Raw genomic sequence first — 23,470 nt, 5'->3', positions numbered from 1 at the left:
TGCCTGTCGCATGAACATAGAACCCGCCATCGCCTTCGACATTGCCATGTACGCGCCTTCTGGCGCGGCCATCAGCGCCTTGCTTTATCCGCATGCCGAGGTCGTGTTGCATGACCTCAAGAGCGGAACCGTCGCTGCCATCTGGAACGCTTCCTCGGGGCGTGCCGTTGGCGAGGACTCGCTGATCGAGGAAGAGTTCGGCACAGTTTCCGGTACGGAGAGCGTGCTTGGGCCTTACGAAAAGACCGGTGCCGACGGCCGGCGCATCAAGTCGGTCTCGGCGGTGCTGCGAGATGCCAAGGGTGACGCGGCGGGTCTGCTTTGCATCAATCTCGACGTTTCGATGATCGACAACGCCGTGAAGCTGCTTTCCGCCTTTGCCGGTGCCGCGCAGCCGCGGCCGCAGGCGCTGTTTTCGCGCGACTGGCGCGAGGAGATCAATGCCTCGCTGCATGACTGGCTGAAGGAGCGGGGGGTCGCGCTCTCCGCGCTGAAGCGGACGGATCGCGTCGCTCTTGTGGCGGCTCTCGAAGAGCGCGGCCTGTTCAAGACCCGCAACGCCGTCGACCACCTTGCCAGCCTGATCGGCACCTCGCGGGCATCGATCTACAACTATCTCACGGCTGCCCGCAGCGACGCTTCCTGACCACGACGAAGACAATCATGTCGCCCGTCAGCGGGACGGGAGCGACTGGAGGACCCCGATATGACCACATTGCCAGACTTCCGCCTCGAAACGCATTTCTCCCGCTGGGAGTTCAAGGCGCGCCACCATATGACCGCCAGCGATGCCGAAACCATCGGCATGGGCGAATTGCTGGCGCTGGCCGACGATACGGACCGGGAGGCCTGGGACAAGCTGACGCTCCGCTATACCGAGACCTATGGCGCGCCGGCGTTGCGCTCAGCGATTGCTTCGACCTATCAGGGGCTTTCGGCTGCGGATATCCTCTGCTTTGCCGGGGCGGAGGAGGGGCTTTACTGCGCCATGATGGCGCTGCTCGGTCCTGGGGACCATGCCATTGTAACTGTGCCCAACTACCAGTCGATGGAGACGCTCCCGGTCACGATCGCGGCCTCGGTCACCGGCGTGCCGCTGCGCCCCGAAAACAACTGGCGCCTCGATATCGCCGACGTGCGCGCCGCCCTGAAGCCGAATACAAAACTGATCGCCGTCAACTTCCCCAACAACCCGACCGGCTCGATCGCCGATCATCAGACATTCAAGGCGCTCGCCGAACTCTGCGCCGAACGCGGCATCCACCTTTTCAGCGACGAGGTCTATCGCGGGCTGGAGCGCGACCCGGTGCTGAGATTGCCGCAAGCGGCCGAACTGTTCGAGCGCGGCATTTCGCTCAACGTCATGTCCAAGGCCTATGGCCTGCCGGGCCTGCGCATCGGCTGGATCGCCTGCCGCGATCATCACCTGCTCGAGCGCATGGAGAAAATGAAGCACTACCTGTCGATCTGCAATTCGCGGCCCTCAGAGGTGCTTGCGACCATCGCGCTCAAGGCGCGCGAGCGTCTGCTTGACCGCAACCGCGCGCTTTGCACCGAAAACCTTCAAAAGCTTGGTGCCTTCTTTGCCGAATTCCCCGACCTTTACGAATGGCGGGACCCGGATGGTGGCTGCGTCGGTTTCGCCCGCTATCTTGGGTCCGATGGCGTCGAAACGCATTGCCGTCGTCTGGTGGAGGAGGCGGGCGTCCTGCTGCTGCCATCAAGCCTGTTCGTGTCCGACCTGTTGCCCGTGGCCCCGGATCGTTTTCGTGTCGGCTTCGGTCGCAAGAAGATCGAGGTCGGGCTCGGGGCCTGGCGCGAACATCTCCATGCTGGTGGTGCGGTGAAACGAAGCGCCTGAGTTCCGCGGGCGCCATCAGGCATCGACAGTGCATCACCATGACCGCTTTCGGTGCGGCTGAAGACGACGGAGTGACCGAGCGCGAAGTGCCGATGTCGACCGACGATACCGCTGGCAGATGACAGGCCTTGCTCCCGAACAAGCGCTTGCACGCATTCGGTCAGGATACCACAAACGAAAAACGCTCCGGATCGGATGATGCCGGAGCGTTTGTCTTGTCGATCTTGGGCGCGATTATCCGCGGCGGCTGCGCCGCTCGCGAGCCGGTGCCGACGGGCCTTCGTTGGCGGTCTTGTTGCGCAACGGACCGATCCTTTCGATGATGATGTCGAGCGATGGGCGCTCGCGCAGCGAATGCTCGTCGAGGGCCACGCGCATGGCGGCGAGGTGGCCGCAGGTGGTGCCGCAGCAGCCGCCGATGATCCGGGCGCCGGCGTCTGCTGCCAGCCGTGCATATTCGGCCATCAGCGGCGGTGTGCCGGAATAGTGGATCTCGGAGCCGCGGAATTCGGGAATGCCGCAATTGCCCTTGACGATCACTGTCGCTTCGGGGTTTGCCGCGGTCATGTCGAGCAGTGAGGAGAGGATGTCGGACGCGCCGACGCCGCAGTTGGCGCCGACGGCGACCGGGCCTTCGCCCAGATCCTTGACGACATCGTGGATGTCCTTGGGGTGCAGGCCCATCATGGTCTTGCCGGCGGTGTCGAACGAGCCGGTATAGACATAGGGCAGGCCGACCTTGGCGGCGGCTTCGGCGGCGGCACGGATCTCGTCGGGCGAGGACATGGTCTCGATCCAGGCAACTTCGGCACCGCCGGCCTTGAGGCCTTCGATCTGTTCGACGAAGGCCGCGACCGCATCCTCATAGGACAGAGCGCCGAGCGGTATCAACAGTTCGCCGGTCGGGCCAACCGAGCCTGCGGTGATGACCTTGCGCGGCGCCTTGTCGGCGACGGCGCGGGCGATCTCGGCTGCGCGCCTGTTGAGGTCGTGGACACGATCCTGGGCGTGGTGAAGTTTCAGGCGGTGGCGGGTGCCGCCGAAGGAATTGGTCAGGATGATGTCGGCGCCGGCATCGACGAAGTCCTGGTGCAGCTTGGTGATGTTCTCCGGCCGGGTCTCGTTCCAGATCTCAGGTGCCTCGCCAGCTTCGAGGCCCATCGCAAACAGCGACGTCCCGGTGGCGCCGTCGGCAAGAAGGACGCCCTTTTCGGCGATGAGATCGGACAGAACGTTGGCGGCAAGGGTCATCGGCTTTTCCCGGCTAGAATGAATGCAATGAGATATAAAGATATCTTTATGTCTTTGCAAGCTTCCGTGCGGTCGACCGGCGACTATTGTTGGTGGCGCATCCCCATGCGGCCGGCAAGACCGAGGCCGAAGATCGCGAGCGCAGTCAACAGCCACATCGGGTCGGCGCGGTTGAGGAAGAAGCTTTCGAGCATGGCGTTATAGGTCATGAAGATGACGACCATCACGCAGAAATCGGCAAATGCGCGTCCCTCCGGGCGGCGCGAGGCGCGGATGTAGTCGAAAAGCGGTTTGACGAAGAGAAGCAGGCTGATCGCGATGCCGCCCGGCAGGCCGAATGTGAGGGCCGCGTCGAGGTAGCTGTTGTGGCCGGTGACGATGCCGCGCACGTCCCAGCTCGCTTCGAAATTCGCTTCCATGCCCATGATGACCGGCGACAGCCAGAAACTGGCGTAGCCCTGGCCGAACAAGGGGCGCTCGGCGATGCTGGCGCTCGCGAACTTCCAGATGTCGTCGCGACCGGTGAAGGTGGCGTCGTCGATGATCGCCTTGGTCGCTGAGAGCAAGGTGTCGGAATAGATGGTACCAAGCGTGAGCCCGAAGACCAGCACGGACATGACGAGATGAGCGAGGATCATCAGCCCGGGGCTGCGCACCGCGCGACCGGCAAGAACCAGGCCGATGGCGATCGGCAGGAAGCCGATGGTCGTCTTCGAGCCGGTGTGCAGCACGAAATTGGCGGCAAGCAGCGTGATCGCCCAGCCGCGCAGCGGCGCACCCGAGCGCAGGCAATAGATGCCGAATATGCACAGGATGGAAAAGACAGGCGCCGAGACGTTCTTGTGCAGGAGATGCCCGCGCCAGAAGCCCGCATGCCAGGGCTCGCCGCCGGCGGCCGAATGAATGGCGAGGTCCGGCGCCACGACGAGTGCCGCATAGTCGATGAGGATGAGCAGCAGGATGGCATTTGCGCCGGCATGAACGAAATCCTCCTCGCTGCGCGGCAAAACCAGCACGCCCGCCACCATGATCATCGCCACGAGGCTGAGCGTCAGGCCACGGGCCGATGCTACCGGATCGTAGGACTGCAGGCACGAGAAGTAGGCGATGGCGAAGATCGCCACCCAGACCGGCGAGACGAGCCGTGCCAGCACCCGCTTGTCGACCACGAGCAACATCGCAAAGAGGTAGACTGCGCCGAGCACGATGTAGCCGACCTGGTTGATGATGTTGCCGTCGTTGGCGGCATTCGGGTCGGTCTCCACGGCACCCTGAAAGGGCATGAGCGTGAAGACCATGAGAAAAAGCCCGAAGCCGGACAGGAGCGACGCCAGATGCCGGGTCAGCTGTGCGAGCCCCGCGTCGTCGCTCAACCCCGCCGGCACCGGGTGCCGTCGTGAGGGAGAGTTTGCCGTGGCAGGGGTCACTTGCATGGGGGCGCCGGGATTGCTGGGGCAAGGACGCCGCCAACAGGGCGCCACCTTCTGTTTTGCAGTCTATGTCCGCAGCCGCGCCGAGCGGGCCCAAGACTTGCCGTCAACATGGCGCAATTGGGTTAAGGTCGAGTGAAACGAGGCATCGCCTCATTCCGGGACCATATCGCGGTGCCGACCTCTTTTTGCCTTGCCTTGGCAAAGTCGCTGCCGATGGAGGCACGGTGCTGGCGCATGGCCAGAAAGGTTCGATCTCAGGCGCAAGCCCATCGTCGAGGGAAGCCATTGTGGCTGAATCTGGGCGGGTGTTCACGACGAAAAGCCGCAGCCCATAGGCGATTGCGGCCAGCTGGCGATCCCTGTAAAAGGGCGCACTTATGTAGTCGCCAGCCTGCCCGCGAATTTCGCGCGCTGATCGATAGCCTCAAACGAGAAGAACATCATGCATTTTACACTCCGGACACTCGCGTCGGCCGCGGTATCACTCGGTCTGCTGCTTGGCGGTGCGTCCTCCGCTTTCGCCGGAAAGGCCCATTTCGTTCTGGACGCGCAGACGGGCACGGTCCTTGAGGCCGAAAATGCCGACGAGCTGAACTACCCCGCGTCCTTGACCAAGATGATGACGATCTATCTGGCATTCGAAGCACTTCGCGACGGCAGGCTGACCTGGGACCAGCGGTTGACCATGTCGGAAAATGCCAACAGCAAAGAGCCCTTCAAGCTGGCCGTCGGCGTCGGGCGTACCGTGTCTGTGCGCGAAGCCGTGATGGGCATGATCGTGCTGTCGGCCAATGATGCATCCATTGCTATCGGCGAGCAGCTGGCCGGTACGGAAACGGCGTTCGCCAAGGTGATGACCGAGAAGGCACACCAGCTCGGCATGACCCGCACCGTGTTCAAGAACGCCAATGGTCTGCCCGATCCGGAGCAGGTGACGACGGCGCGTGACATGGCGACGCTCGGCATTTCGCTCATGCGTGATTTCCCGGAAGAGTTTGCGCTGTTTTCGAACCGCAGGATCGAGTTCAGGGGCATGAAGCTTCGCGGCCACAACGGCGTGATGAACCGCTATGAGGGTTCCGACGGTATCAAGACCGGTTACACAAAGGCGTCGGGCTATAACCTGGTCACCTCGGCAACCCGCGACGGCAAGCGCCTCGTCGGCGTCGTCATGGGCGGCGAGACCGCTGAGAAGCGTGACAACCAGATGATCGGCCTGCTCGACAAGTATTTCCCTGCCACGAAGGATTCGCTCTCGTCCGCAAGCACCGTAGAGCCGGCCGCAGCCGAAACGACGAAGACCAACTAAGGGCCGGCGACACGTCGCTCTCTATCATTGCGAGGCTGACATAGGCCTGCGCCCGACGGGTAAGTACAGTACTTCCCCCCAAGCGGCCTCGCATATCGAGCGATGGCGCCGAGAGCCGAAACAGGATGGGCGCCGCGGCACGTTCCTTTCGGAGAAAATGCCGGGCGCCCATGATCTCTATTGCGGACCTGCCTTAAGCGGCTCTCTTGTCCTCATGGCTGGTGGGCGTCACCATCGCCGAGATGATCGTCGGCAGGTCGAGCGCGCCGATCGGGCGGCCGTTCGCGTCGACCACATGGGCCGAGTTGACGTGGGCGCCGGTCATGGCGCGCGCCGCGGATTCGAGCACCATGCCCATCTCCAGCGGCATACCTTCCGGATTGCCCGAAAGCGGCCGCATGATCGTCTCGACATTGATGACGCGGCCGCGGTTCACTTCCTTGACGAAAGCGGTGATGTAGTCGTCGGCGGGTGACAGCACGATCTGCTGGCCCGTTCCCTGCTGTACCACACGGCCGTCGCGCAGGATGGCGATCTTGTCACCGAGCCTCAGCGCCTCGTCGAGATCGTGGGTGATGAACACCACGGTCTTCTTCAATTCCTTCTGCAGATCGAGAAGCACGGTCTGCATGTCGACGCGGATCAGCGGATCGAGCGCCGAATAGGCTTCGTCCATCAGGAGAATGTCGGCGTCGTTGGTGAGCGCCCGGGCGAGGCCCACGCGCTGCTGCATGCCGCCGGACAGCTGGTTCGGGTAGTGGTTCTCGAAGCCCTGCAGGCCGACGCGGTCGATCCAGCCGCGCGCGCGCTTTTCGCTTTCCGCCTTGCCGACGCCCTGGATCTCCAGGCCATAGACGGTGTTGTCGAGAACGGTACGGTGCGGCAGCAGCGCGAATTTCTGGAACACCATCGCCGTCTTGTGGCGGCGAAATTCGCGCAGGTCGTTGTCGCTCATCTTGCAGACGTCGACGCCGTCATAGAGCACTTCGCCTGCCGTCGGGTCGATCAGCCGGTTGATGTGGCGGATCAGTGTCGACTTGCCGGAGCCCGAAAGCCCCATGACCACCATCACGCCGCCGGCCGGCATCGAGATGTTGATGTCCTGCAGGCCGAGCACGTGGCCGTGCTTCTCGTTGAGTTCAGCTTTGCCGAGGCCCCGCTTGACCGCATCGACATAGTCGCCGCCGTTGGGGCCGAAGATCTTGTAGAGGTTCTTCACCTCGATCGCGTGACTAGCCATGGATAACCTCCGAATGCTTCTGCAGCCGCCTGCCGAAGGCCTGGCTGGTACGGTCGAAAATGATGGCGATACCGACAAGGGCGAAGCCGTTGAGGAAACCGACGGTGAAAAACTGGTTGGCGATCGCCTGCAGTACATTCTTGCCGAGACCGCCGACGCCGATCATCGATGCGACGACGACCATCGCCAGCGACATCATGATGGTCTGGTTGATGCCGGCCATGATCGTGGGCAGCGCCAGCGGCATCTGCACGTTCTTCAGCTTCTGCCAGGCGGACGAGCCGAAGGCGTCGGCGGCTTCCAGCACCTCCTGGTCGACGAGGCGAATGCCGAGATTGGTGAGCCTGATCATCGGCGGCACGGCGTAGATAACGACGGCGATCAGGCCCGGAACCTTGCCGATGCCGAAAATCATGACCACCGGGATGAGGTAGACGAAGCTCGGCATCGTCTGCATCACGTCGAGCACCGGATTGACGATCGACTGCACCCGATCGGAACGGGCCATCAGAATGCCGATCGGAATGCCGATCAGGATAGAAATCAGTGTGCAGACGGTGACCATTGCGAGCGTGATCATCGTGTCGTTCCACAGGCCGACGAGGCCGATGGCGATCATCGACAGCGCCGTTCCGATGGTGATGTTGATGTTGCGGCTGCCGTAATAGACCACGGCCACCATGACGATCAGCACGAGGATCCAGGGCGACGCCACGAACGCGCCTTCGAGATAGTTCAAAAACCATTGGAGCGGCTGCACCACCGTGTCGATGGCGTCGCCATAGGAGCGGACGAAACCCTTGAAGCCATCGTCGATGGTCTTGCGGGCGAGCCGGATCGTTCCGTCGTCAATGGCAGGGAACTTGCAAAGCAACGCTGGCAAGACACTGCAGATGGATGCCATATTTTTCCCCTTCTTGGCCGGAAGTCTTATGACGCCGACTGCGTCTTTGGGCCTGTCATTGCCGATCCTTGCGCAGACTTAGCTGGTGACCTCTTCGGGTCCCGGCGTGAGGAATGTGACAGCGGAACGTGACGCCCGCTTACCTGAATGCGACGCGAACGGCTCCCGTTCGTCGTCGGGAGCATCGAGCGCCATGCCGGTGACCTTGCCCGATGGCGGAGGCGCCGATACAGGCGACCGCTTTTCACGCGGGCGCCTGCAGCATCAGCTGAAATCAGAGCGCAGCCTTTACCTTTTCGGCAACATCGGGTGCGACCCACTGGGTCCACATGTCGGGGAACTCTTCGAGGAAATGCTTTGCGGCATCCTCGTTCGTGCCCTGGTTCTCATCCATCCAGGCAAGAACCTTGTTGACGGTGCCGTTGTCCCATTTGCGCGCCTTGACGTAGTCCATGGCAACGCCGGCCTTGTCGGCGAAGGACTTGGTCACGACCGTGAAGACGTCGGAGACCGGGTAGGAGTTGACCTTCGGGCTCGGGCAATCGGGTACGGCCGAGCAGGCGTCCCATTCCTTCTTGTCGTGGTCGACGCCGAAGGAGAGGCGGGTCATCTCGTATTTGCCGAGAATGGCGGTCGGTGCCCAGTAATATCCGAGCCAGCCGGTCTTCTTGGCGAAAGCATTGGCGATCGAGCCGTCGAGGCCGGCGGCCGAGCCGGTGTCGACCAGCTGGAAGCCGAGCTTTTCAGCCTCGATTGCCTTGTAGAGGTTGGCGGTCGAGACCTGGCAGTTCCAGCCCGACGGGCAATTGTGCACGGCGGCCTTCGAGGCGTCTTCCGGCGCCGGGAAAAGCTCAGGGTGTTTCAAGGCGTCCTGCACGGTCTTGATGTCGGGGTGGGCATCGGCGAGGAATTTCGGGATCCACCAGCCTTCGACGCCGCCTTCGCTCAAGATCTTCGCAGCTTCGATCAGCCGGCCTTCCTTGATGGCCGCGTCGAGCGGCGTGCGGACGGCGTTGACCCACAGTTCCGGCGCCATATCCGGCTGGGCCTTTTCGTTCATGGAGGCAAAGGTCGGCATGGTGTCGCCGGTGACCAGCGTCACGGTGCAACCGTAGCCGTTTTCCAGAATGAACTTGTCCACGTGAGCGGCAACGCCCGCCGACGCCCAGTTCATCTCGGCAATGCTGACTTCTCCGCATTCCGCGGCTTGCGCGGAACCCGCCAAGGCATACAGGCCCGCGGCGAGGATGGTGGAAGCGAGGAGTTTCTTCATGTTGCAAGACCTCCCAGTCTTTAACTGCAGCCAACGATCAAACGGGTATCGTGGGGACGCCCTCGCATCCCGTTCACCCGAACCAAATGAGCAGCCTGGGGTTCGGCAAAAGACAAGCCAAGGGTAGCCCCCGCTGCGGCGGTCATGGGAATTGTTTGTGTCCTTGCCGCGGAACCCTGTCGCCGGCCGGATCTCCTCTATACCGTGTTGCAAGCCTAAGTATTCTCGTTGGGAAATCAACCTCTTGAATCGGAAAACGGCCGGGTCCGGATACCGGCGGCGTCTGTCTGCGACATGATAAAAGGGGATTTTTTCGGCTGCGGTGGTCCCAAATTTAAGCATTTGCGACAATTAGTGCCGCAAAATATAGCGGTCGCCGCGATGCCCATTTTCGATCTGTTGCAATCAGGACTTTTCCTGTCGCGAATGCGTCACCGGTATTTTCTGCCGATGTCGCGAAAAAAGTTCAAAAAAAGCCGCGATTCATCTTTCGTTAAATCCTCAATAACCATCCGGTAACGATGTCCGGCTAATTGTTGTTGCGCGGCGGGAAACGGCCGCCGACCCGGATCAAGGTAGTGCGTCCCGGGTTTGAGCGAACCTTCGGTGTGTTTTTCCGGAGTGACCAGCGTTTTTTGGAAGCCGCATCCCTCGATAAGAGGTCGATGCGGTTTTCGCTTTTTCGGGCATGTCGCGCGAAGGTGCGTCGCGGTCTTGTGATATCGACACGCGCCAACCAGGAGCTTCGGATTTCCCGGTCACTCGGCCAAAAAAAACCGTCTCCACGGGGGAGACGGCTGGAGGAGGAGGCGTTAGCTGCTGGAATGCAAAGCCATTGCCAAAAGCGCGCCCGATCAACGGGCAGCGGATGTCAGCCGACGTTGGACGTGCGGATGAAGCCAAGCGGTCCAAAGGGAGCATCCAGCACGACGTTGCGAACGCGCGACTGGCTGACGGGTGCCTTGGAATTCCAGGCGATCTGAACGAAATTCGGTTTGCTGAAGATGTACAGCATGGACATGGACCTTGAGAGGCCGGACGTGTTGTTATCCGGGTGTGTTTCGGTGGCGCTGATATAGGCTCGCGCCCCGCGAAATTGAATACCAAACTCGTCACAAGATGTCGCATTTACGCTAGTTTCGGAGAGAAACTCGACAAGCTTGATAAGCGACCGAAACAGACCGTTATCGACGCGCCGCAATTGCGGCGAAATCGTGTCAAAGCAGGGCTTTGCCGATGGTCAAATCGGTGTTACCGGTGGCGCCATGACACGCAAGATCATGCTGCAGGGAACCGGCTCGGATGTCGGAAAATCGGTATTGGTGGCAGGCCTCTGCCGGCTCGCCTCCAATCGCGGGTTGAAGGTCAGGCCGTTCAAGCCGCAGAATATGTCGAACAACGCCGCCGTGTCCGATGACGGCGGCGAAATCGGCCGGGCGCAATGGCTGCAGGCGCTGGCCGCCCGCGTGCCGTCCTCGGTGCACATGAACCCGGTTCTGTTGAAGCCGCAGTCGGATGTCGGCAGCCAGATCGTCGTGCAGGGCAAGGTCGCGGGGCAGGCGAAGGGCCGGGAGTATCAGGCGCTGAAGCCGAAGTTGCTTGGCGCGGTGATGGAAAGCTTCGAGCAGATTTCAGCCGGCGCCGATCTCGTCGTGGTCGAGGGGGCGGGATCGCCTGCCGAGATCAACCTGAGGGCCGGCGACATCGCCAATATGGGATTTGCGACGCGCGCCGATGTGCCCGTCGTGCTGGTCGGGGATATCGACCGTGGCGGCGTCATCGCCTCGCTGGTCGGCACCCACGCAATCCTGCCCGAAGAGGACCGGCGCATGGTCACCGGCTATATGATCAACAAGTTCCGCGGCGACGTCACGCTGTTCGACGATGGCATTGCCGCGGTCGGTCGCTACACCGGCTGGCCCTGCTTTGGTGTCGTGCCATGGCTGAAGGCTGCCGGGCGGTTGCCGGCAGAGGATTCAGTCGTCCTTGAAAAGCTGGCGCGCGGCGGGGGGCGGGCGCTCAAGATCGCCGTGCCGGTTCTGTCGCGCATCGCCAATTTCGACGATCTCGATCCGCTCGCGGCCGAGCCGGATGTCGATCTTGTCTTCGTCAAGCCGGGAAGCCCGATTCCAATCGATGCCGGGCTGGTCGTTATTCCCGGCTCGAAATCGACGATTGGCGACCTCAAGGATTTCAGGGCACAGGGGTGGGACCAGGATCTCAAGCACCACGTGCGACGCGGCGGCCGCGTCATCGGCATCTGCGGTGGCTACCAGATGCTCGGTGCGCGCGTCACCGATCCGCTTGGCATCGAGGGCAGCGAACGCGAGATCGCCGGGCTCGGGCTGCTCGACGTCGAAACCGAGATGGCGCCGGAAAAGACGCTTCGCAACAGCCGCGCCTGGTCGCTGGAACACGACGTTGCGCTGGAAGGCTACGAGATCCATCTCGGCCGCACGACAGGGGCAGACTGCGACCGCCCTGCGGTCCGCATCGACAACCGCCCGGATGGTGCGCTGTCTGCCGACGGCCGGGTGATGGGCACCTACCTGCATGGACTGTTCGCAAGTGACGCCTATCGCGCCGCTCTTCTGAAGAGTTTCGGTATCCAAGGTGGAGTGACGAACTACCGCCAGTCGGTGGATGCGGCGCTCGACGATGTCGCGGGTGAGCTTGAAGCCGTGCTCGACAGGCGTTGGCTCGATGGGGTTCTGGGGCGGTAGCGGTTGTTTGCTTGCTCGTCGCTCCGGTAGGGCGGCGTGCAGTTTATGCCCAACCTCACTTTTGTGTCGTGTCGCGTCACGCTATTCTGAGGACCCTGCCGGAGGTTGTGCAGCATGGCGAAGCTTGTGTTTGGAATGAACCAGTCCCTGGATGGCTACGTCGACCACCAGGAGTTTGCGCCTGACCCCACGCTCTTTCGTCACTGGATAGAGCACGTGCGCGACCTGACCGGCAGTGTGTACGGTCGACGCATGTACGAGATCATGCGTTACTGGGACGAAGACCGTCCTGAGTGGAGTGCGGAGCAACAGGCGTTCGCGGCCGCGTGGCGGCGCCAGCCGAAGTGGATCGTGTCGCGCTCGTTGACGTCGGTCGGCCCCAACGCAACACTTGTCGGAGATGACATCGAAGCGGTGGTCGGTGGCCTGAAGGCTCGGCTCGTTGGCGAGATTGCCGTTTCCGGCCCAGACCTGGCAAGGACCCTGACCGAGCTTGGTCTTATCGACGAGTATCGGCTCTACTTCCACCCCGTCGTGCTTGGTCGCGGCAAGCCATTCTTCGCCGGCCCGCGGCCACCACTCCGCCTCGTTTCCACCGACCACGTCGGCGAGGACGTCATCAGGTTGACATACGTTCCCGCTTGATCGCGCGTCTCGCCAGCTACACTGTGCCGGCGCGTCGGGTCCGGTCTGGGTCGATTTTCTCAGCACGTGGCTGCGGCGACGTTTCGGGGTTGTTGCGGTCGAACGATCATCATGCGCGTGCGCCTGCGATGGATCGGGCTTCCGCTCAGCCGGTGATGCCAGCGCGCATCCTGAAGGTTTTGCACGCCGGCAAATGCGTCGGAGTTCCACAAAGGACGCATATGTCGACATCAAGCCGCTAAGGGACCTGCGAGAACGTGAAGGCTCTGTCTCCGTGATACCATAGGAACTCGTTTTCCTTGCTGCGAAGTCCTCCGGGATTTCGCAGCACCATCCCGCACAGGTTCGTTGTCTTGAGCCACAGGAAGTAGACCTCGTCGCTGTCGAATCTCACCTCGACGTCCGCCATGCGACCAGCGCCGATGGAGGCCCAGTCTCCTGTCAGAGTGGCCGTGCCCCCGGTTGAAATCACAGCCTCGTGTTCCTCGCCCGAGTCCAGCATGCGTCCATGCAGCCGATGCCCCAGGAGGAGCGAACGGGCTTCGTCGGCCTGCAGTTTGTTGGCGGCGATGAAGTGGTCGTTCATCAAGGTCTCGGGTAGGCCCGCCAGCCGCAGTCCCCGGTAGAAGCGCTCGCAGTCCTCCTGCCTTGCCAGGTCCAGGGGAGGGCTGGTCGCGATGCTGGCCGCAGTGCCGCCGCGTGCGAGGCGGAGCGCGTTGAAACGGGTGATGGCTGCCTCCGCTTCGACGCGGCGACCGAGGTGCCCGGAAGTGGAGGCAAGAAGAAGGAAAGAGCCGTCATCCTGAGGATTGAGTTCGATGCTGTGCCTTGCTGCTGCCGCTGCCGCCTCGAAATCCTCCAGGCCGAACTGCGTCAGGCCAAGGACGTAGATGAAGAAGGACGGAGAATGCGGATCAAGGCGCATGGCCGTGCGGATATAGGGCAGGGCCTCCGCCGGGCGGCCAACGGAGGTGAGGACGAAGGCCGTCAGCGCGTAGCTCCAGCTATCGCCCGGTTCAAGCGCGATCGCTTCCTTGAGTTCGGCGAGTGCGTCGGCATGCTGCCAGTCCGCTTCGGACAGGAGCGCGGCGGCCTGATAGGCGAGCGCTGTTTTGTGTTTCTGCGCGGTGCGCAGATATTGCGTCGCCTTGGCTCTCGCTTCGGTCCGCGAGATGCCCAGCTGGTAATGCCAGCGCCACATGCAGATGCGTGCGTAGACCATGGCCGCGGCGGCGTAGGCGCGCCCGTAGGCAGGATCGAGCGCAATCGCCTGCTCGAAAAAAGGCACTGCCTTTGCAAAATCTTCCGGGGTCGTGCGTCGGTGATGCTCCCAGCCGCGCAGAAACGCATCGAAGGCCGCCGGGACAATGGTTTCCTTGCGCCCCAAGGCCATCTGCTCGTCAGGGTTCAGCCGAAGCGCAAGCGCATCGGCGATGCCGCGCATCACTTCGTCCTGCAGCGCAAAGACATCGGAAAGTGAACCGTCGAACTTTCCGGCCCAAACGTGGCCGCCAGTGAGCGAATCGACGAGATGGGCATTGATCCGCAACTGCTCTCCGGCACGCTGCACGCTGCCTTCCAGCACGTATCTGACGCCGAGTTCCTTGGACACCTGTCTGGGTGTCACTGCCTTGTTCTTGTATGTGAAGGTCGAGTTGCGCGCGATAACGAACAAGCCGGAGACCTGGGCGAGCTCCGTGACGAGGCCGTCGGTCATGCCATCGGCGAAATACTCCTGCGTGGGATCGTCGCTCACGTTGGCAAACGGAAGGACCGCTATCGACGGTTTGTCCGGCGCGATCAGGTTCGATGGTCGGATTTCGGCCGTTTCCACAGGCGGCTGCCAGGGCTGCCACCAGACGACGCCGCTAGCCGCGCCGAGCACAACAGCAGATGCAACAAGTGCCGCCCAACGCTTCGTGCGGCGCGCTGCGGCCTTTGCGCTGCCGGCGCGGGTTTCGTTCAGCGCCAGTCGATAAGTGCGCACCGGCTTTTCGATATGCTTCAGGCGTTGTTCGCCCAGAAAGACGAAACGGACATCGAGGTGCTTCTCGACCTGGTCGTAGGCGGTGCCGGAGATGACGATCCCACCCGGTTCGGCGAGGCTCTGCAGTCGCTCGGCAATGATCACGCCATCGCCTTGAATGTCGTCGCCTTCAACGATGACATCGCCAAGATTGATGCCGATGCGGAATTCCAGTCGCCCCTCATCGGACCCGTTGCTTTCGGATTTCGCGCGCTGAACCTCCACCGCACAGCGGACCGCCTCGACGACACTCTGGAACTCGACGAGCAGCCCATCGCCCATGGTCTTGATCAACCGTCCGCGATGCGCGGCGATCCTTTGTTCGAACAGGTCGTGCAGATCGGCCTGAAAGCGGGCGCAGGTACCCTCCTCGTCGGCTTGGGTGAGCAGTCCATAGCCGGAAACGTCGGCAATCATCACAGCGGCGAGCCTGCGTTCCATGTGCCTACCGGATCAACGAAGCCCTTTTTGGCTACTTTATCGCAATATCTCGAATCGCTAAAATGAAGTTCGCTGTTTTGGTGCGTCGCTTCTGCCCTGTGACGACGACTGGCGGCATGCGGTGCGCCATGCCCGGCAAATCGTCGCGCGACGCAATTCGGCCGGGGAGGTGTCGCACGCGTCGATTGACTTTGCACCGCACGCTTCCTAATCATCTGACGTTGGATGGTTTCCCCGGATCATGGCGATGCGGGGGAATAATTGGGAATGTGACGGATGGACCCAAATCGGGCATCCTTATCGCAGCCGACCCCGCGACTGTAGAACGGTCAGGGTTCGCCATCGGGCTTTAGGCCTGCCTGCTTTCGATTGCATGGGGCAATCGCGGGCGGTTTGGACTTCAGCCGGAAAAGCCACTGGCGTGGCTTCGTGATCAGCCGGGTTGGACGCCTCTTCTTCTACGAATCGTCCGCCTTTCACGAGACTTGAAAACGCCGGGAAGGTGAGGCGGGCCGTTCGGGCCCAGGCATCGGTTTTCGCGTGATTGCGTGGGGACGCTGCCATGGGCTCGTGACGCCGTGAGCCAGGAGACCTGCCGTCCGACAGGGGCATTCCGCCCGAAGGGAAGCCCGCTTCCCACGCCATCACGGAGGTTGTCTTGGCTTATCGATCGTTTCCCGAACGCGCCTTGGGCGCGGTGAAATGCCGTTGCCGTTCAAACGCGCCCGTTGCGGCGTGGTGAGGCGGCAAGGCAGATGAGCATTCCCCATGCCGGGCCGGTTCTGGTCCTCGGCGGTGCCCGTTCGGGCAAATCCAGCTTTTCCGAGAGGCTCGTCGAAGCCTCGGGTCTCGGCATGCACTATGTCGCCACCGGGCGGGCCTGGGACGAAGAGATGCGCGAGCGCATCGACCATCACCGGGCGCGGCGCGGCGAAGGCTGGACGACGCATGAGGAGCCGCTCGATCTCGTTTCGCTGCTTTCGCGCATCGACGACGAACAGCGCGTGGTCCTCGTCGACTGCCTGACACTGTGGGTGACCAACCTGATGATGGAAGGTCGCGACATGGCGGCGGAATTCGCTGCCCTTGCCGCCTTCCTGCCAGAGGCGCGGGCGCGCCTCATCCTTGTTTCCAACGAAGTCGGCCTCGGCATCGTGCCCGAGAACCGCATGGCCCGCGACTTCCGCGACCATGCCGGCCGGCTTCACCAGATCGTTGCGGAGAAATCCGCGGAAGTTTACTTTGTCGCGGCCGGATTGCCGCTGAAAATGAAGGGTTGATCCATGACCACTGCGAGAGCCAACCAGGGCAAGATCCCGGCGACCGTCATCACCGGCTTCCTCGGCGCCGGCAAGACGACGATGATCCGTAACCTGTTGCAGAACGCCGACGGCAAGCGCATCGCGCTGATCATCAACGAGTTCGGCGATCTCGGCGTCGACGGCGACGTCTTGAAGGGTTGCGGTGCCGAAGCCTGCACCGAAGACGATATCATCGAGCTTACCAACGGCTGCATCTGCTGCACGGTTGCCGATGACTTCATCCCGACCATGACCAAGCTGCTCGAGCGCGAAAACCGTCCCGACCATATCATCATCGAGACATCGGGCCTCGCGCTGCCGCAGCCCCTGATCGCCGCCTTCAACTGGCCGGATATCCGCAGTGAAGTGACCGTCGATGGCGTCGTCACCGTGGTCGACAGTGCTGCCGTCGCCGCCGGCCGCTTTGCCGACGACCATGACAAGGTCGATGCGTTGCGCGTCGAGGACGACAATCTCGACCACGAAAGCCCGATCGAGGAACTGTTCGAGGACCAGTTGACCGCCGCCGACCTGATCGTTCTCAACAAGACCGACCTGATCGACGCGTCGGGCCTGAAGGCCGTGCGCGAAGAGGTCGCTTCGCGCACCAGCCGCAAGCCGACGATGATAGAAGCCAAGAACGGCGAAGTGGCCGCCGCCATCCTGCTCGGCCTCGGCGTCGGCACGGAAAGCGATATCGCCAACCGCAAGTCGCACCACGAGATGGAGCACGAGGCCGGCGAGGAGCACTCTCACGACGAGTTCGACAGCTTCGTCGTCGAGCTCGGCGCGATCGCCGATCCCTCGGCCTTCATCGACAGCCTCAAGGGCGTGATCGCAGAGCACGACGTGCTGCGCCTCAAGGGCTTTGCCGACATACCCGGCAAGCCGATGCGCCTGCTCATCCAGGCCGTCGGCGCTCGCATCGACCAGTATTACGATCGCGCGTGGGCGGCCGGCGAAAAGCGCGGAACGCGCCTCGTCGTCATCGGCCTGCACGATATGGACGAAGCCGCGGTGCGCGCCGCCATCACCGCGCTCGTCTGAAGCCTTGAAGCAACGCCGTTCCAGAAAGTCCGTTTCGAACCTTCCTGGAACAGCTTGAACGGATAGAACAATGCATCTGCTTCTCGCCCAGAAGGGAACGATCGCCGACGGCAACGAAGCGATCGATCTGGGGCAAACGCCGGCCGACATGCTTTTCCTGTCGGCCGCCGACACCGAGCTGTCCTCGATCGCGGCGGCCCATGGTCGGCGCGAGGGCGGGACGAGCCTGCGTATCGCCAGCCTGATGAACCTTATGCACCCGATGTCGGTCGACACTTACGTCGAGCGCACGGCGCGGCATGCCAAGCTCATCGTGGTCCGGCCGCTCGGTGGCGCCAGCTATTTCCGCTATGTGCTGGAAGCGTTGCATGCCGCCGCCGTCACGCACCGCTTCCAGATCGCGGTGCTGCCCGGCGATGACAAACCGGATCCGGGCCTTGAGACGTTCTCGACGGTGGAAGCCGACGACCGGCAGCGCCTCTGGGCCTATTTCACCGAGGGCGGCGCCGACAATGCCGGACTATTCCTCGATTATGCCGAGGCGTTGATCTCGGGTGTCGAGAAGCCGCAGCCGGCAAAGCCTTTGTTGAAGGCCGGCATCTGGTGGCCGGGCGCCGGCGTCATCGGCGTCAGCGAATGGCAGTCCCGCGTTCAGCAACGGATGGTCACGGGGGAGGGATTCGAACCCCCGACAGTCGGGATTTGCTTCTATCGCGCCCTGGTGCAGAGCGGTGAGACCCGCCCGGTAGAGGCGCTGATCGAGGCGCTTGCCGCCGAGGGCATGCGCGTGCTGCCTCTCTTCGTCTCCAGTCTGAAAGATGCCGTTTCCGTCGGCACGCTGCAATCGATCTTTGCCGAGGCCGCGCCCGACGTGGTGATGAACGCCACCGGTTTCGCCGTTTCGTCTCCCGGCGCCGACCGGCAGCCGACGGTGCTGGAATCAACCGGTGCGCCGGTGCTGCAGGTGATCTTCTCCGGGTCGTCGCGGGCGCAATGGCAGGCCTCGCCGCAAGGGTTGATGGCGCGCGATCTCGCCATGAATGTCGCCCTGCCGGAGGTCGATGGCCGCATCCTGGCACGTGCCGTCTCCTTCAAGGCCGCCTCGATCTACGATCCCAAGGTGGAGGCCAATATCGTCGGGCATGAGCCGCTTGCCGACCGGGTGCGGTTTGCCGCAAGACTGGCGGTGAATTGGGCAAAGCTGCGCCGCGCCAGGCCGGCTGAACGCCGGATCGCCATCATCATGGCCAATTACCCCAATCGTGACGGCAGGCTCGGCAATGGCGTCGGGCTCGATACGCCGGCCGGCACGGTCGAAGTGCTGCGCGCTATGGCGAGCGAAGGGTATCCCGTCGCCGAATTGCCCGAAGATGGCGACGCGCTGATCCGCTATCTCATGGCCGGACCGACCAATGCGGCCAGCCGCGACCGTGAGATCCGCGAAGTCATTTCGCTAAGGGATTACAAAGCGTTCTTCGATTCGCTTCCGAAACAGATTCAGGATGAGGTGAGCGGCCGCTGGGGCGCGCCGGAAACCGATCCGTTCTTCCTCGATGGTGCCTTTGCGCTGCCGCTCGCCCGCTTCGGCGAGGTCGTCGTCGGCATCCAGCCGGCGCGCGGCTACAACATTGATCCGAAGGAAAGCTACCACTCGCCGGACCTCGTGCCTCCGCACGGCTATCTCGCTTTCTATGCCTTCCTGCGCAACCAGTTCGGGGCGCAGGCGATCGTGCACATGGGCAAGCACGGCAATCTCGAATGGCTGCCGGGCAAGGCGCTGGCGCTGTCGGAGACCTGCTATCCCGAGGCGATCTTCGGGCCGCTGCCGCATGTCTATCCCTTCATCGTCAACGACCCCGGCGAGGGCACGCAGGCCAAGCGCCGCACCAGCGCCGTGATCATCGACCACCTGACGCCGCCGCTGACCCGGGCGGAATCCTACGGGCCGCTCAAGGACCTCGAGGCGCTTGTCGACGAATATTACGACGCCGCCGGCGGCGATCCGCGACGGCTGAGGCTCTTGAGCCGCCAGATCCTCGACCTCGTGCGCGATATCGGCCTCGACCACGACGCCGGCATCGACAAGGGCGACAGCGACGACAAGGCGCTGGAAAAGCTCGACGCCTATCTCTGCGATCTCAAGGAGATGCAGATCCGCGACGGCCTGCACATCTTCGGCGTGGCGCCGGAGGGGCGGCTTTTGACCGATTTGACCGTGGCGCTGGCGCGCGTGCCGCGCGGCCTTGGCGAAGGCTCCGACCAGAGCCTGCAGCGGGCGATCGCGGCCGACGCAGGTCTCGGCTTCGATCCACTCGATTGCGTGATGTCCGATGCCTGGGCCGGTTTGCGGCCGGAGGTGCTGGCCGAAATTTCCGACGCACCGTGGCGCACGGCCGGCGATACGGTGGAGCGCATCGAATTGCTGGCGGCGGCGTTCGTTTCCGGCGAGACGCATGTACCCGAAGACTGGTCTGCCACCCGAGCCGTTCTCGGGGAGATCGAGGCGCGGCTGAAACCGTCGATCGTCAACTCCGGCGCTGCCGAAATGGCCGGTTTCCTCACCGGCCTCGATGGCCGTTTCGTGGCGCCAGGCCCCTCCGGCGCGCCGACCCGAGGACGGCCCGATGTGCTGCCGACCGGCCGCAACTTCTACTCCGTCGACAGCCGCTCCGTGCCGACGCCGGCGGCTTACGAACTCGGCAAGAAGTCCGCCGAGTTGCTGATCCGTCGCTATCTGCAGGATCATGGCGAATGGCCGTCCTCCTTCGGGCTCACGGCCTGGGGCACGGCAAACATGCGCACCGGCGGCGACGACATCGCCCAGGCTCTGGCGCTCATCGGCACCAAGCCCACCTGGGACATGATATCGCGCCGGGTGATGGGCTACGAAATCGTGCCGCTCGCGGTCCTCGGGCGGCCGCGCGTCGACGTAACGCTGCGGATATCAGGCTTCTTCCGCGATGCCTTCCCGGAACAGATCGCCTTGTTCGACAAGGCGATCCGCGCCGTCGGCGCGCTCGAGGAAGACGATGCCGACAACATGATCGCCGCGCGCATGCGCGCCGAGACGCTGCGGCTGGAGGCTTCAGGCGTCGAGCCCGCGGAGGCCGCGCGCCGCGCCTCCTACCGCGTCTTCGGTGCCAAGCCCGGAGCCTATGGCGCCGGCCTGCAGGCGCTGATCGACGAGAAGGGCTGGGACAGAAAAGCCGATCTCGCCGACGCCTATCTCACCTGGGGCGCCTATGCCTATGGCGCCGGCGAGGAAGGCAAGGCAGAGCGGGACCTGTTCGAGGAGCGGCTACGCACGATCGAGGCTGTCGTCCAGAACCAGGATAATCGCGAGCATGATCTGCTCGACAGCGACGACTACTACCAGTTCGAAGGCGGCATGAGCCTTGCCGCAGAGCACGTGAGCGGGGCGAGACCCGCGATCTATCACAACGACCATTCCCGGCCGGAAAAGCCTGTGATCCGTTCGCTGGAAGAAGAGATCGGCCGTGTCGTGCGGGCCCGCGTCGTCAATCCCAAGTGGATCGATGGCGTCATGCGTCACGGCTACAAGGGCGCCTTCGAGATTGCCGCGACGGTCGACTACATGTTCGCCTTTGCCGCGACCACGGGTGCGGTGCGAGACCACCATTTCGAGGCGGCCTACCAGGCCTTCATCGTCGATGAGCGGGTGGCGAGCTTCCTGAGCGATAAGAACCCGGCGGCATTGGCCGAGCTTTCCGAGCGGCTGCTGGAGGCGATAGACCGCAATCTTTGGACGCCGCGCTCGAACTCGGCGCGGTTTGAACTGAGCGGCCGGACGACGGCTGCCGTGCGGCTGCGGGCCGGTAACGAATGAGCAACGCGTAGCAGGCCGTGAAACGGCTTTCCGTTCGGAGTTGCGCAAGTGCAAAGAATGAGATCTCGGGCGACCCTACGCCCGGATCCGACGATGGAATCATAGGATCAGGAGAACGTCATGAGCGAAGATGTGGTGAGCACGGGTGAGGGCATCGCCGAGAAGGACGATGCGCGCCATGCGATGAAGATGGCGAAGAAGAAGACCGCCCGCGAAAAGATCATGGCGACGAAGACCGACGAGAAGGGTCTCATCATCGTCAACACCGGCAAGGGCAAGGGCAAGTCGACGGCCGGTTTCGGCATGATCTTTCGCCACATCGCCCATGGCATGCCCTGCGCCGTCGTGCAGTTCATCAAGGGCGCCTGGGAAACCGGCGAGCGCGACCTGATCGAGAAGCATTTTGGCGACGTCTGCCAGTTCTACACGCTCGGCGAAGGCTTTACCTGGGAAACCCAGGACCGCGCCCGCGACGTGGCGATGGCGGAAAAGGCTTGGGAGAAGGCCAAGGAACTGATCCGCGACGAGCGCAACTCGATGGTGCTGCTCGACGAGATCAACATCGCGCTGCGCTACGATTATATCGACGTGGCCGAGGTCGTGCGCTTCCTGAAGGAAGAAAAGCCGCACATGACCCATGTGGTCCTGACCGGCCGCAACGCCAAGGAAGACCTGATCGAGGCGGCCGACCTGGTGACCGAGATGGAACTGATCAAGCATCCGTTCCGCTCCGGCATCAAGGCCCAGAAGGGCGTCGAGTTCTGATGAGCCAGAGCTGGCAGTTCTGGGCGCTGCTGTCGGCCGCCTTTGCGGCCCTGACAGCCGTCTTTGCCAAGGTCGGGGTTGCGCAGATCAACTCCGACTTCGCCACGCTCATCAGAACGGTCGTGATCCTTTTCGTACTCGCCGGCATCGTTGCGGCAACGGGGCAGTGGCAGAAGCCCTCGGAGATCCCGGGTCGCACCTGGCTGTTCCTGGCGCTGTCCGGCCTTGCCACCGGCGCCTCGTGGCTCGCCTATTTTCGCGCCCTGAAGCTTGGCGACGCGGCGCGGGTGGCGCCGATCGACAAGCTCTCGATCGTCATGGTCGCGATCTTCGGCGTCTTGTTCCTCGGCGAGAAGCTCAACCTGGTGAATTGGCTCGGCGTGGTGTTCATTGCGGTCGGGGCCTTGCTCCTGGCGGTGTTCTGAGGCCGACCGCGGGGCCAGCCCGTGTGATTTCAGACCCACCTGCGGACGCTCTTGCAATAGGCGCCATACGCCTCCCCAAAGGCGCGGGCGAGATGAGCTTCCTCCATGAGGATCTGGTAGGAGATCGAAATCCAGGCGGACAGCGCAAGCGCCACCGAGACGACATTGGGAACCGCCAGCACGGTGCCGATCAGTGCGGCGACCATGCCGACATAGATCGGGTTGCGCGAGAAGGCGTAGAGGCCTGACGTGACGAGCGGGGCGTCCTGTTTTTCGGGAATGCCAATCTTCCACGAGTGTCGCATCGCCCATTGCGACAGCATCGTCAGCCCACCGCCAAGCGCCATGAGGACAATGCCGACGGCGTGAAACACCGGTGTGTCGAGCACCGGTATTTCGCCGATAGAGGCGCTCACCGCTTCAGGAAACGCGGCGATTGCCAGCAGATGAACCACCAGCGCCGCGACGATCACCCGGAAGAGCCGGCCCGCAAATCCCTCCGCATCGTCGCCATAGGTCAGCACAACGGGCGAGCGTCCGGATTGAAAGCGCCGCAGGATCGCGAGCGCCAGCGTGAGCAGGCTGACAACGAGCATCAGGATGGCGGGCAGGGTGTTGAACATCGGAACCTCAGGGCGAGCGAAATGGAAGGACGGCGCTTGCGGGCGGGCAATCCCTAATGGTCACCGCCCGCTCTGCGCGATGCATTTCTCGCAGGTTGCAATCTCTAGCCGCTAGAGGTTCAAGAGGTTGGCTCGATCCACTTTCGTCTTGGTTACCGGATTTCGCTGCTGGATTTTCGCCGGCGCGGGTCCGACGAGAGTTGACACCTACGCCGGCTTGGCGAGGAGGCCGGCGCCGCCCGCCCGGTCGCAAGATGTTGCCATACAGGGCGGAAGGTTCAAATCGCCGCTGTTGCCTGCCGGGCGACCTCGCACGCAAGGGTTGGAGGCCGGAAATCCGTCCCCGCGGCGTAATG

The 23,470-nt window shown here is 63.0% G+C and carries 18 protein-coding genes; 10 read left to right on the top strand and 8 right to left on the bottom strand.

Features of this window, described 5'->3' with window-relative positions; translation table 11 throughout:
* Positions 1 to 10 precede the first annotated feature (10 nt).
* Together HT585_RS08440 and HT585_RS08435 are read left to right on the top strand one after the other, a co-directional pair.
* Positions 11 to 646, top strand: coding sequence for a helix-turn-helix transcriptional regulator (locus tag HT585_RS08440; RefSeq protein WP_176352496.1), 636 nt, complete (start codon positions 11 to 13; stop codon positions 644 to 646).
* Between the two features lie 60 nt (positions 647 to 706).
* The gene (locus HT585_RS08435) at positions 707 to 1,861 is read left to right on the top strand and encodes an aminotransferase class I/II-fold pyridoxal phosphate-dependent enzyme (protein ID WP_176352495.1); all 1,155 of its coding nucleotides are present in this window, start codon (positions 707 to 709) and stop codon (positions 1,859 to 1,861) included.
* 234 nt (positions 1,862 to 2,095) lie between these two features.
* Here HT585_RS08435 and bmt read toward each other — a convergent pair whose 3' ends face one another.
* A complete protein-coding gene (gene bmt, locus HT585_RS08430) occupies positions 2,096 to 3,112 on the bottom strand; it encodes a betaine--homocysteine S-methyltransferase (protein ID WP_176352494.1) in 1,017 nt (338 codons plus the stop codon).
* Between the two features lie 83 nt (positions 3,113 to 3,195).
* Positions 3,196 to 4,485 carry an O-antigen ligase family protein gene (locus tag HT585_RS08425; protein ID WP_176352493.1) on the bottom strand — a complete coding sequence of 430 codons (1,290 nt, stop codon included), beginning with the start codon at positions 4,483 to 4,485 and terminating at the stop codon, positions 3,196 to 3,198.
* A 502-nt stretch (positions 4,486 to 4,987) separates the two neighbouring features.
* On the opposite strand from HT585_RS08425, the gene HT585_RS08420 reads away from it, so the two are divergent.
* Positions 4,988 to 5,854 carry a D-alanyl-D-alanine carboxypeptidase family protein gene (locus HT585_RS08420; RefSeq protein ID WP_176352492.1) on the top strand — a complete coding sequence of 289 codons (867 nt, stop codon included), beginning with the start codon at positions 4,988 to 4,990 and terminating at the stop codon, positions 5,852 to 5,854.
* 193 nt (positions 5,855 to 6,047) lie between these two features.
* Here the strand turns inward: HT585_RS08420 and HT585_RS08415 are convergent, their stop codons facing one another.
* From HT585_RS08415 to HT585_RS08400, 4 genes are all read right to left on the bottom strand, one after another.
* Complete coding sequence (locus tag HT585_RS08415) at positions 6,048 to 7,094, bottom strand: quaternary amine ABC transporter ATP-binding protein (protein ID WP_176352491.1); 1,047 nt, start codon at positions 7,092 to 7,094, stop codon at positions 6,048 to 6,050.
* Positions 7,087 to 7,998: an ABC transporter permease gene (locus HT585_RS08410; RefSeq protein WP_176352490.1), complete on the bottom strand. Its 912-nt coding sequence runs from the start codon at positions 7,996 to 7,998 to the stop codon at positions 7,087 to 7,089. Before HT585_RS08410 ends, HT585_RS08415 begins: the two co-directional genes overlap by 8 nt.
* Before the next feature lie 274 nt (positions 7,999 to 8,272).
* Positions 8,273 to 9,271 carry an ABC transporter substrate-binding protein gene (locus HT585_RS08405; RefSeq protein ID WP_176352489.1) on the bottom strand — a complete coding sequence of 333 codons (999 nt, stop codon included), beginning with the start codon at positions 9,269 to 9,271 and terminating at the stop codon, positions 8,273 to 8,275.
* 871 nt (positions 9,272 to 10,142) lie between these two features.
* Positions 10,143 to 10,286 carry a hypothetical protein gene (locus tag HT585_RS08400; RefSeq protein ID WP_107027614.1) on the bottom strand — a complete coding sequence of 48 codons (144 nt, stop codon included), beginning with the start codon at positions 10,284 to 10,286 and terminating at the stop codon, positions 10,143 to 10,145.
* A gap of 250 nt (positions 10,287 to 10,536) precedes the next feature.
* Here HT585_RS08400 and HT585_RS08395 point away from each other — a divergent pair, with 250 nt between their 5' ends.
* Together HT585_RS08395 and HT585_RS08390 are read left to right on the top strand one after the other, a co-directional pair.
* Complete coding sequence (locus HT585_RS08395; RefSeq protein ID WP_176352488.1) at positions 10,537 to 11,994, top strand: cobyric acid synthase; 1,458 nt, start codon at positions 10,537 to 10,539, stop codon at positions 11,992 to 11,994.
* Positions 11,995 to 12,108: 114 nt separating this feature from the next.
* The gene (locus HT585_RS08390) at positions 12,109 to 12,639 is read left to right on the top strand and encodes a dihydrofolate reductase family protein (protein ID WP_176352487.1); all 531 of its coding nucleotides are present in this window, start codon (positions 12,109 to 12,111) and stop codon (positions 12,637 to 12,639) included.
* Between the two features lie 238 nt (positions 12,640 to 12,877).
* Here HT585_RS08390 and HT585_RS08385 read toward each other — a convergent pair whose 3' ends face one another.
* Positions 12,878 to 15,106 carry an adenylate/guanylate cyclase domain-containing protein gene (locus HT585_RS08385; RefSeq protein WP_176352486.1) on the bottom strand — a complete coding sequence of 743 codons (2,229 nt, stop codon included), beginning with the start codon at positions 15,104 to 15,106 and terminating at the stop codon, positions 12,878 to 12,880.
* 755 nt (positions 15,107 to 15,861) lie between these two features.
* Between HT585_RS08385 and cobU the strand changes: the two genes are divergently transcribed.
* From cobU to HT585_RS08360, 5 genes are all read left to right on the top strand, one after another.
* A complete protein-coding gene (gene cobU / locus HT585_RS08380) occupies positions 15,862 to 16,386 on the top strand; it encodes a bifunctional adenosylcobinamide kinase/adenosylcobinamide-phosphate guanylyltransferase (RefSeq protein ID WP_176352485.1) in 525 nt (174 codons plus the stop codon).
* A gap of 3 nt (positions 16,387 to 16,389) precedes the next feature.
* The gene (gene cobW / locus HT585_RS08375; RefSeq protein ID WP_176352484.1) at positions 16,390 to 17,454 is read left to right on the top strand and encodes a cobalamin biosynthesis protein CobW; all 1,065 of its coding nucleotides are present in this window, start codon (positions 16,390 to 16,392) and stop codon (positions 17,452 to 17,454) included.
* A 70-nt stretch (positions 17,455 to 17,524) separates the two neighbouring features.
* Positions 17,525 to 21,301, top strand: a complete 3,777-nt coding sequence (gene cobN / locus HT585_RS08370; RefSeq protein WP_176352483.1) for a cobaltochelatase subunit CobN — start codon at positions 17,525 to 17,527, stop codon at positions 21,299 to 21,301.
* Between the two features lie 120 nt (positions 21,302 to 21,421).
* A complete protein-coding gene (cobO, locus tag HT585_RS08365) occupies positions 21,422 to 22,066 on the top strand; it encodes a cob(I)yrinic acid a,c-diamide adenosyltransferase (RefSeq protein WP_176352482.1) in 645 nt (214 codons plus the stop codon).
* A complete protein-coding gene (locus HT585_RS08360; protein WP_176352481.1) occupies positions 22,066 to 22,491 on the top strand; it encodes an EamA family transporter in 426 nt (141 codons plus the stop codon). The genes cobO and HT585_RS08360 overlap by 1 nt, the downstream gene beginning before the upstream one ends.
* A 29-nt stretch (positions 22,492 to 22,520) precedes the next feature.
* Here HT585_RS08360 and HT585_RS08355 read toward each other — a convergent pair whose 3' ends face one another.
* Positions 22,521 to 23,114, bottom strand: a complete 594-nt coding sequence (locus HT585_RS08355; RefSeq protein WP_176352480.1) for a methyltransferase family protein — start codon at positions 23,112 to 23,114, stop codon at positions 22,521 to 22,523.
* Between the last annotated feature and the right edge of the window lie 356 nt (positions 23,115 to 23,470).

The sequence above is a fragment of the Ensifer oleiphilus genome, from assembly GCF_013371465.1.
Classification (GTDB): Bacteria; Pseudomonadota; Alphaproteobacteria; order Rhizobiales; family Rhizobiaceae; genus Ensifer; species Ensifer oleiphilus.
This window is presented reverse-complemented; position numbering and strand designations above follow the sequence as displayed.

Coding starts and splice junctions, on each gene's coding strand:
- HT585_RS08440 (WP_176352496.1), top strand. CDS start 11: ATGAACATAGAACCCGCCATCGCCTTCGACATTGCCATGTACGCGCCT.
- HT585_RS08435 (WP_176352495.1), top strand. CDS start 707: ATGACCACATTGCCAGACTTCCGCCTCGAAACGCATTTCTCCCGCTGG.
- bmt (WP_176352494.1), bottom strand. CDS start 3,112: ATGACCCTTGCCGCCAACGTTCTGTCCGATCTCATCGCCGAAAAGGGC.
- HT585_RS08420 (WP_176352492.1), top strand. CDS start 4,988: ATGCATTTTACACTCCGGACACTCGCGTCGGCCGCGGTATCACTCGGT.
- HT585_RS08415 (WP_176352491.1), bottom strand. CDS start 7,094: ATGGCTAGTCACGCGATCGAGGTGAAGAACCTCTACAAGATCTTCGGC.
- HT585_RS08410 (WP_176352490.1), bottom strand. CDS start 7,998: ATGGCATCCATCTGCAGTGTCTTGCCAGCGTTGCTTTGCAAGTTCCCT.
- HT585_RS08405 (WP_176352489.1), bottom strand. CDS start 9,271: ATGAAGAAACTCCTCGCTTCCACCATCCTCGCCGCGGGCCTGTATGCC.
- HT585_RS08400 (WP_107027614.1), bottom strand. CDS start 10,286: ATGCTGTACATCTTCAGCAAACCGAATTTCGTTCAGATCGCCTGGAAT.
- HT585_RS08395 (WP_176352488.1), top strand. CDS start 10,537: ATGACACGCAAGATCATGCTGCAGGGAACCGGCTCGGATGTCGGAAAA.
- HT585_RS08390 (WP_176352487.1), top strand. CDS start 12,109: ATGGCGAAGCTTGTGTTTGGAATGAACCAGTCCCTGGATGGCTACGTC.
- HT585_RS08385 (WP_176352486.1), bottom strand. CDS start 15,106: ATGGAACGCAGGCTCGCCGCTGTGATGATTGCCGACGTTTCCGGCTAT.
- cobU (WP_176352485.1), top strand. CDS start 15,862: ATGAGCATTCCCCATGCCGGGCCGGTTCTGGTCCTCGGCGGTGCCCGT.
- cobW (WP_176352484.1), top strand. CDS start 16,390: ATGACCACTGCGAGAGCCAACCAGGGCAAGATCCCGGCGACCGTCATC.
- cobN (WP_176352483.1), top strand. CDS start 17,525: ATGCATCTGCTTCTCGCCCAGAAGGGAACGATCGCCGACGGCAACGAA.
- cobO (WP_176352482.1), top strand. CDS start 21,422: ATGAGCGAAGATGTGGTGAGCACGGGTGAGGGCATCGCCGAGAAGGAC.
- HT585_RS08360 (WP_176352481.1), top strand. CDS start 22,066: ATGAGCCAGAGCTGGCAGTTCTGGGCGCTGCTGTCGGCCGCCTTTGCG.
- HT585_RS08355 (WP_176352480.1), bottom strand. CDS start 23,114: ATGTTCAACACCCTGCCCGCCATCCTGATGCTCGTTGTCAGCCTGCTC.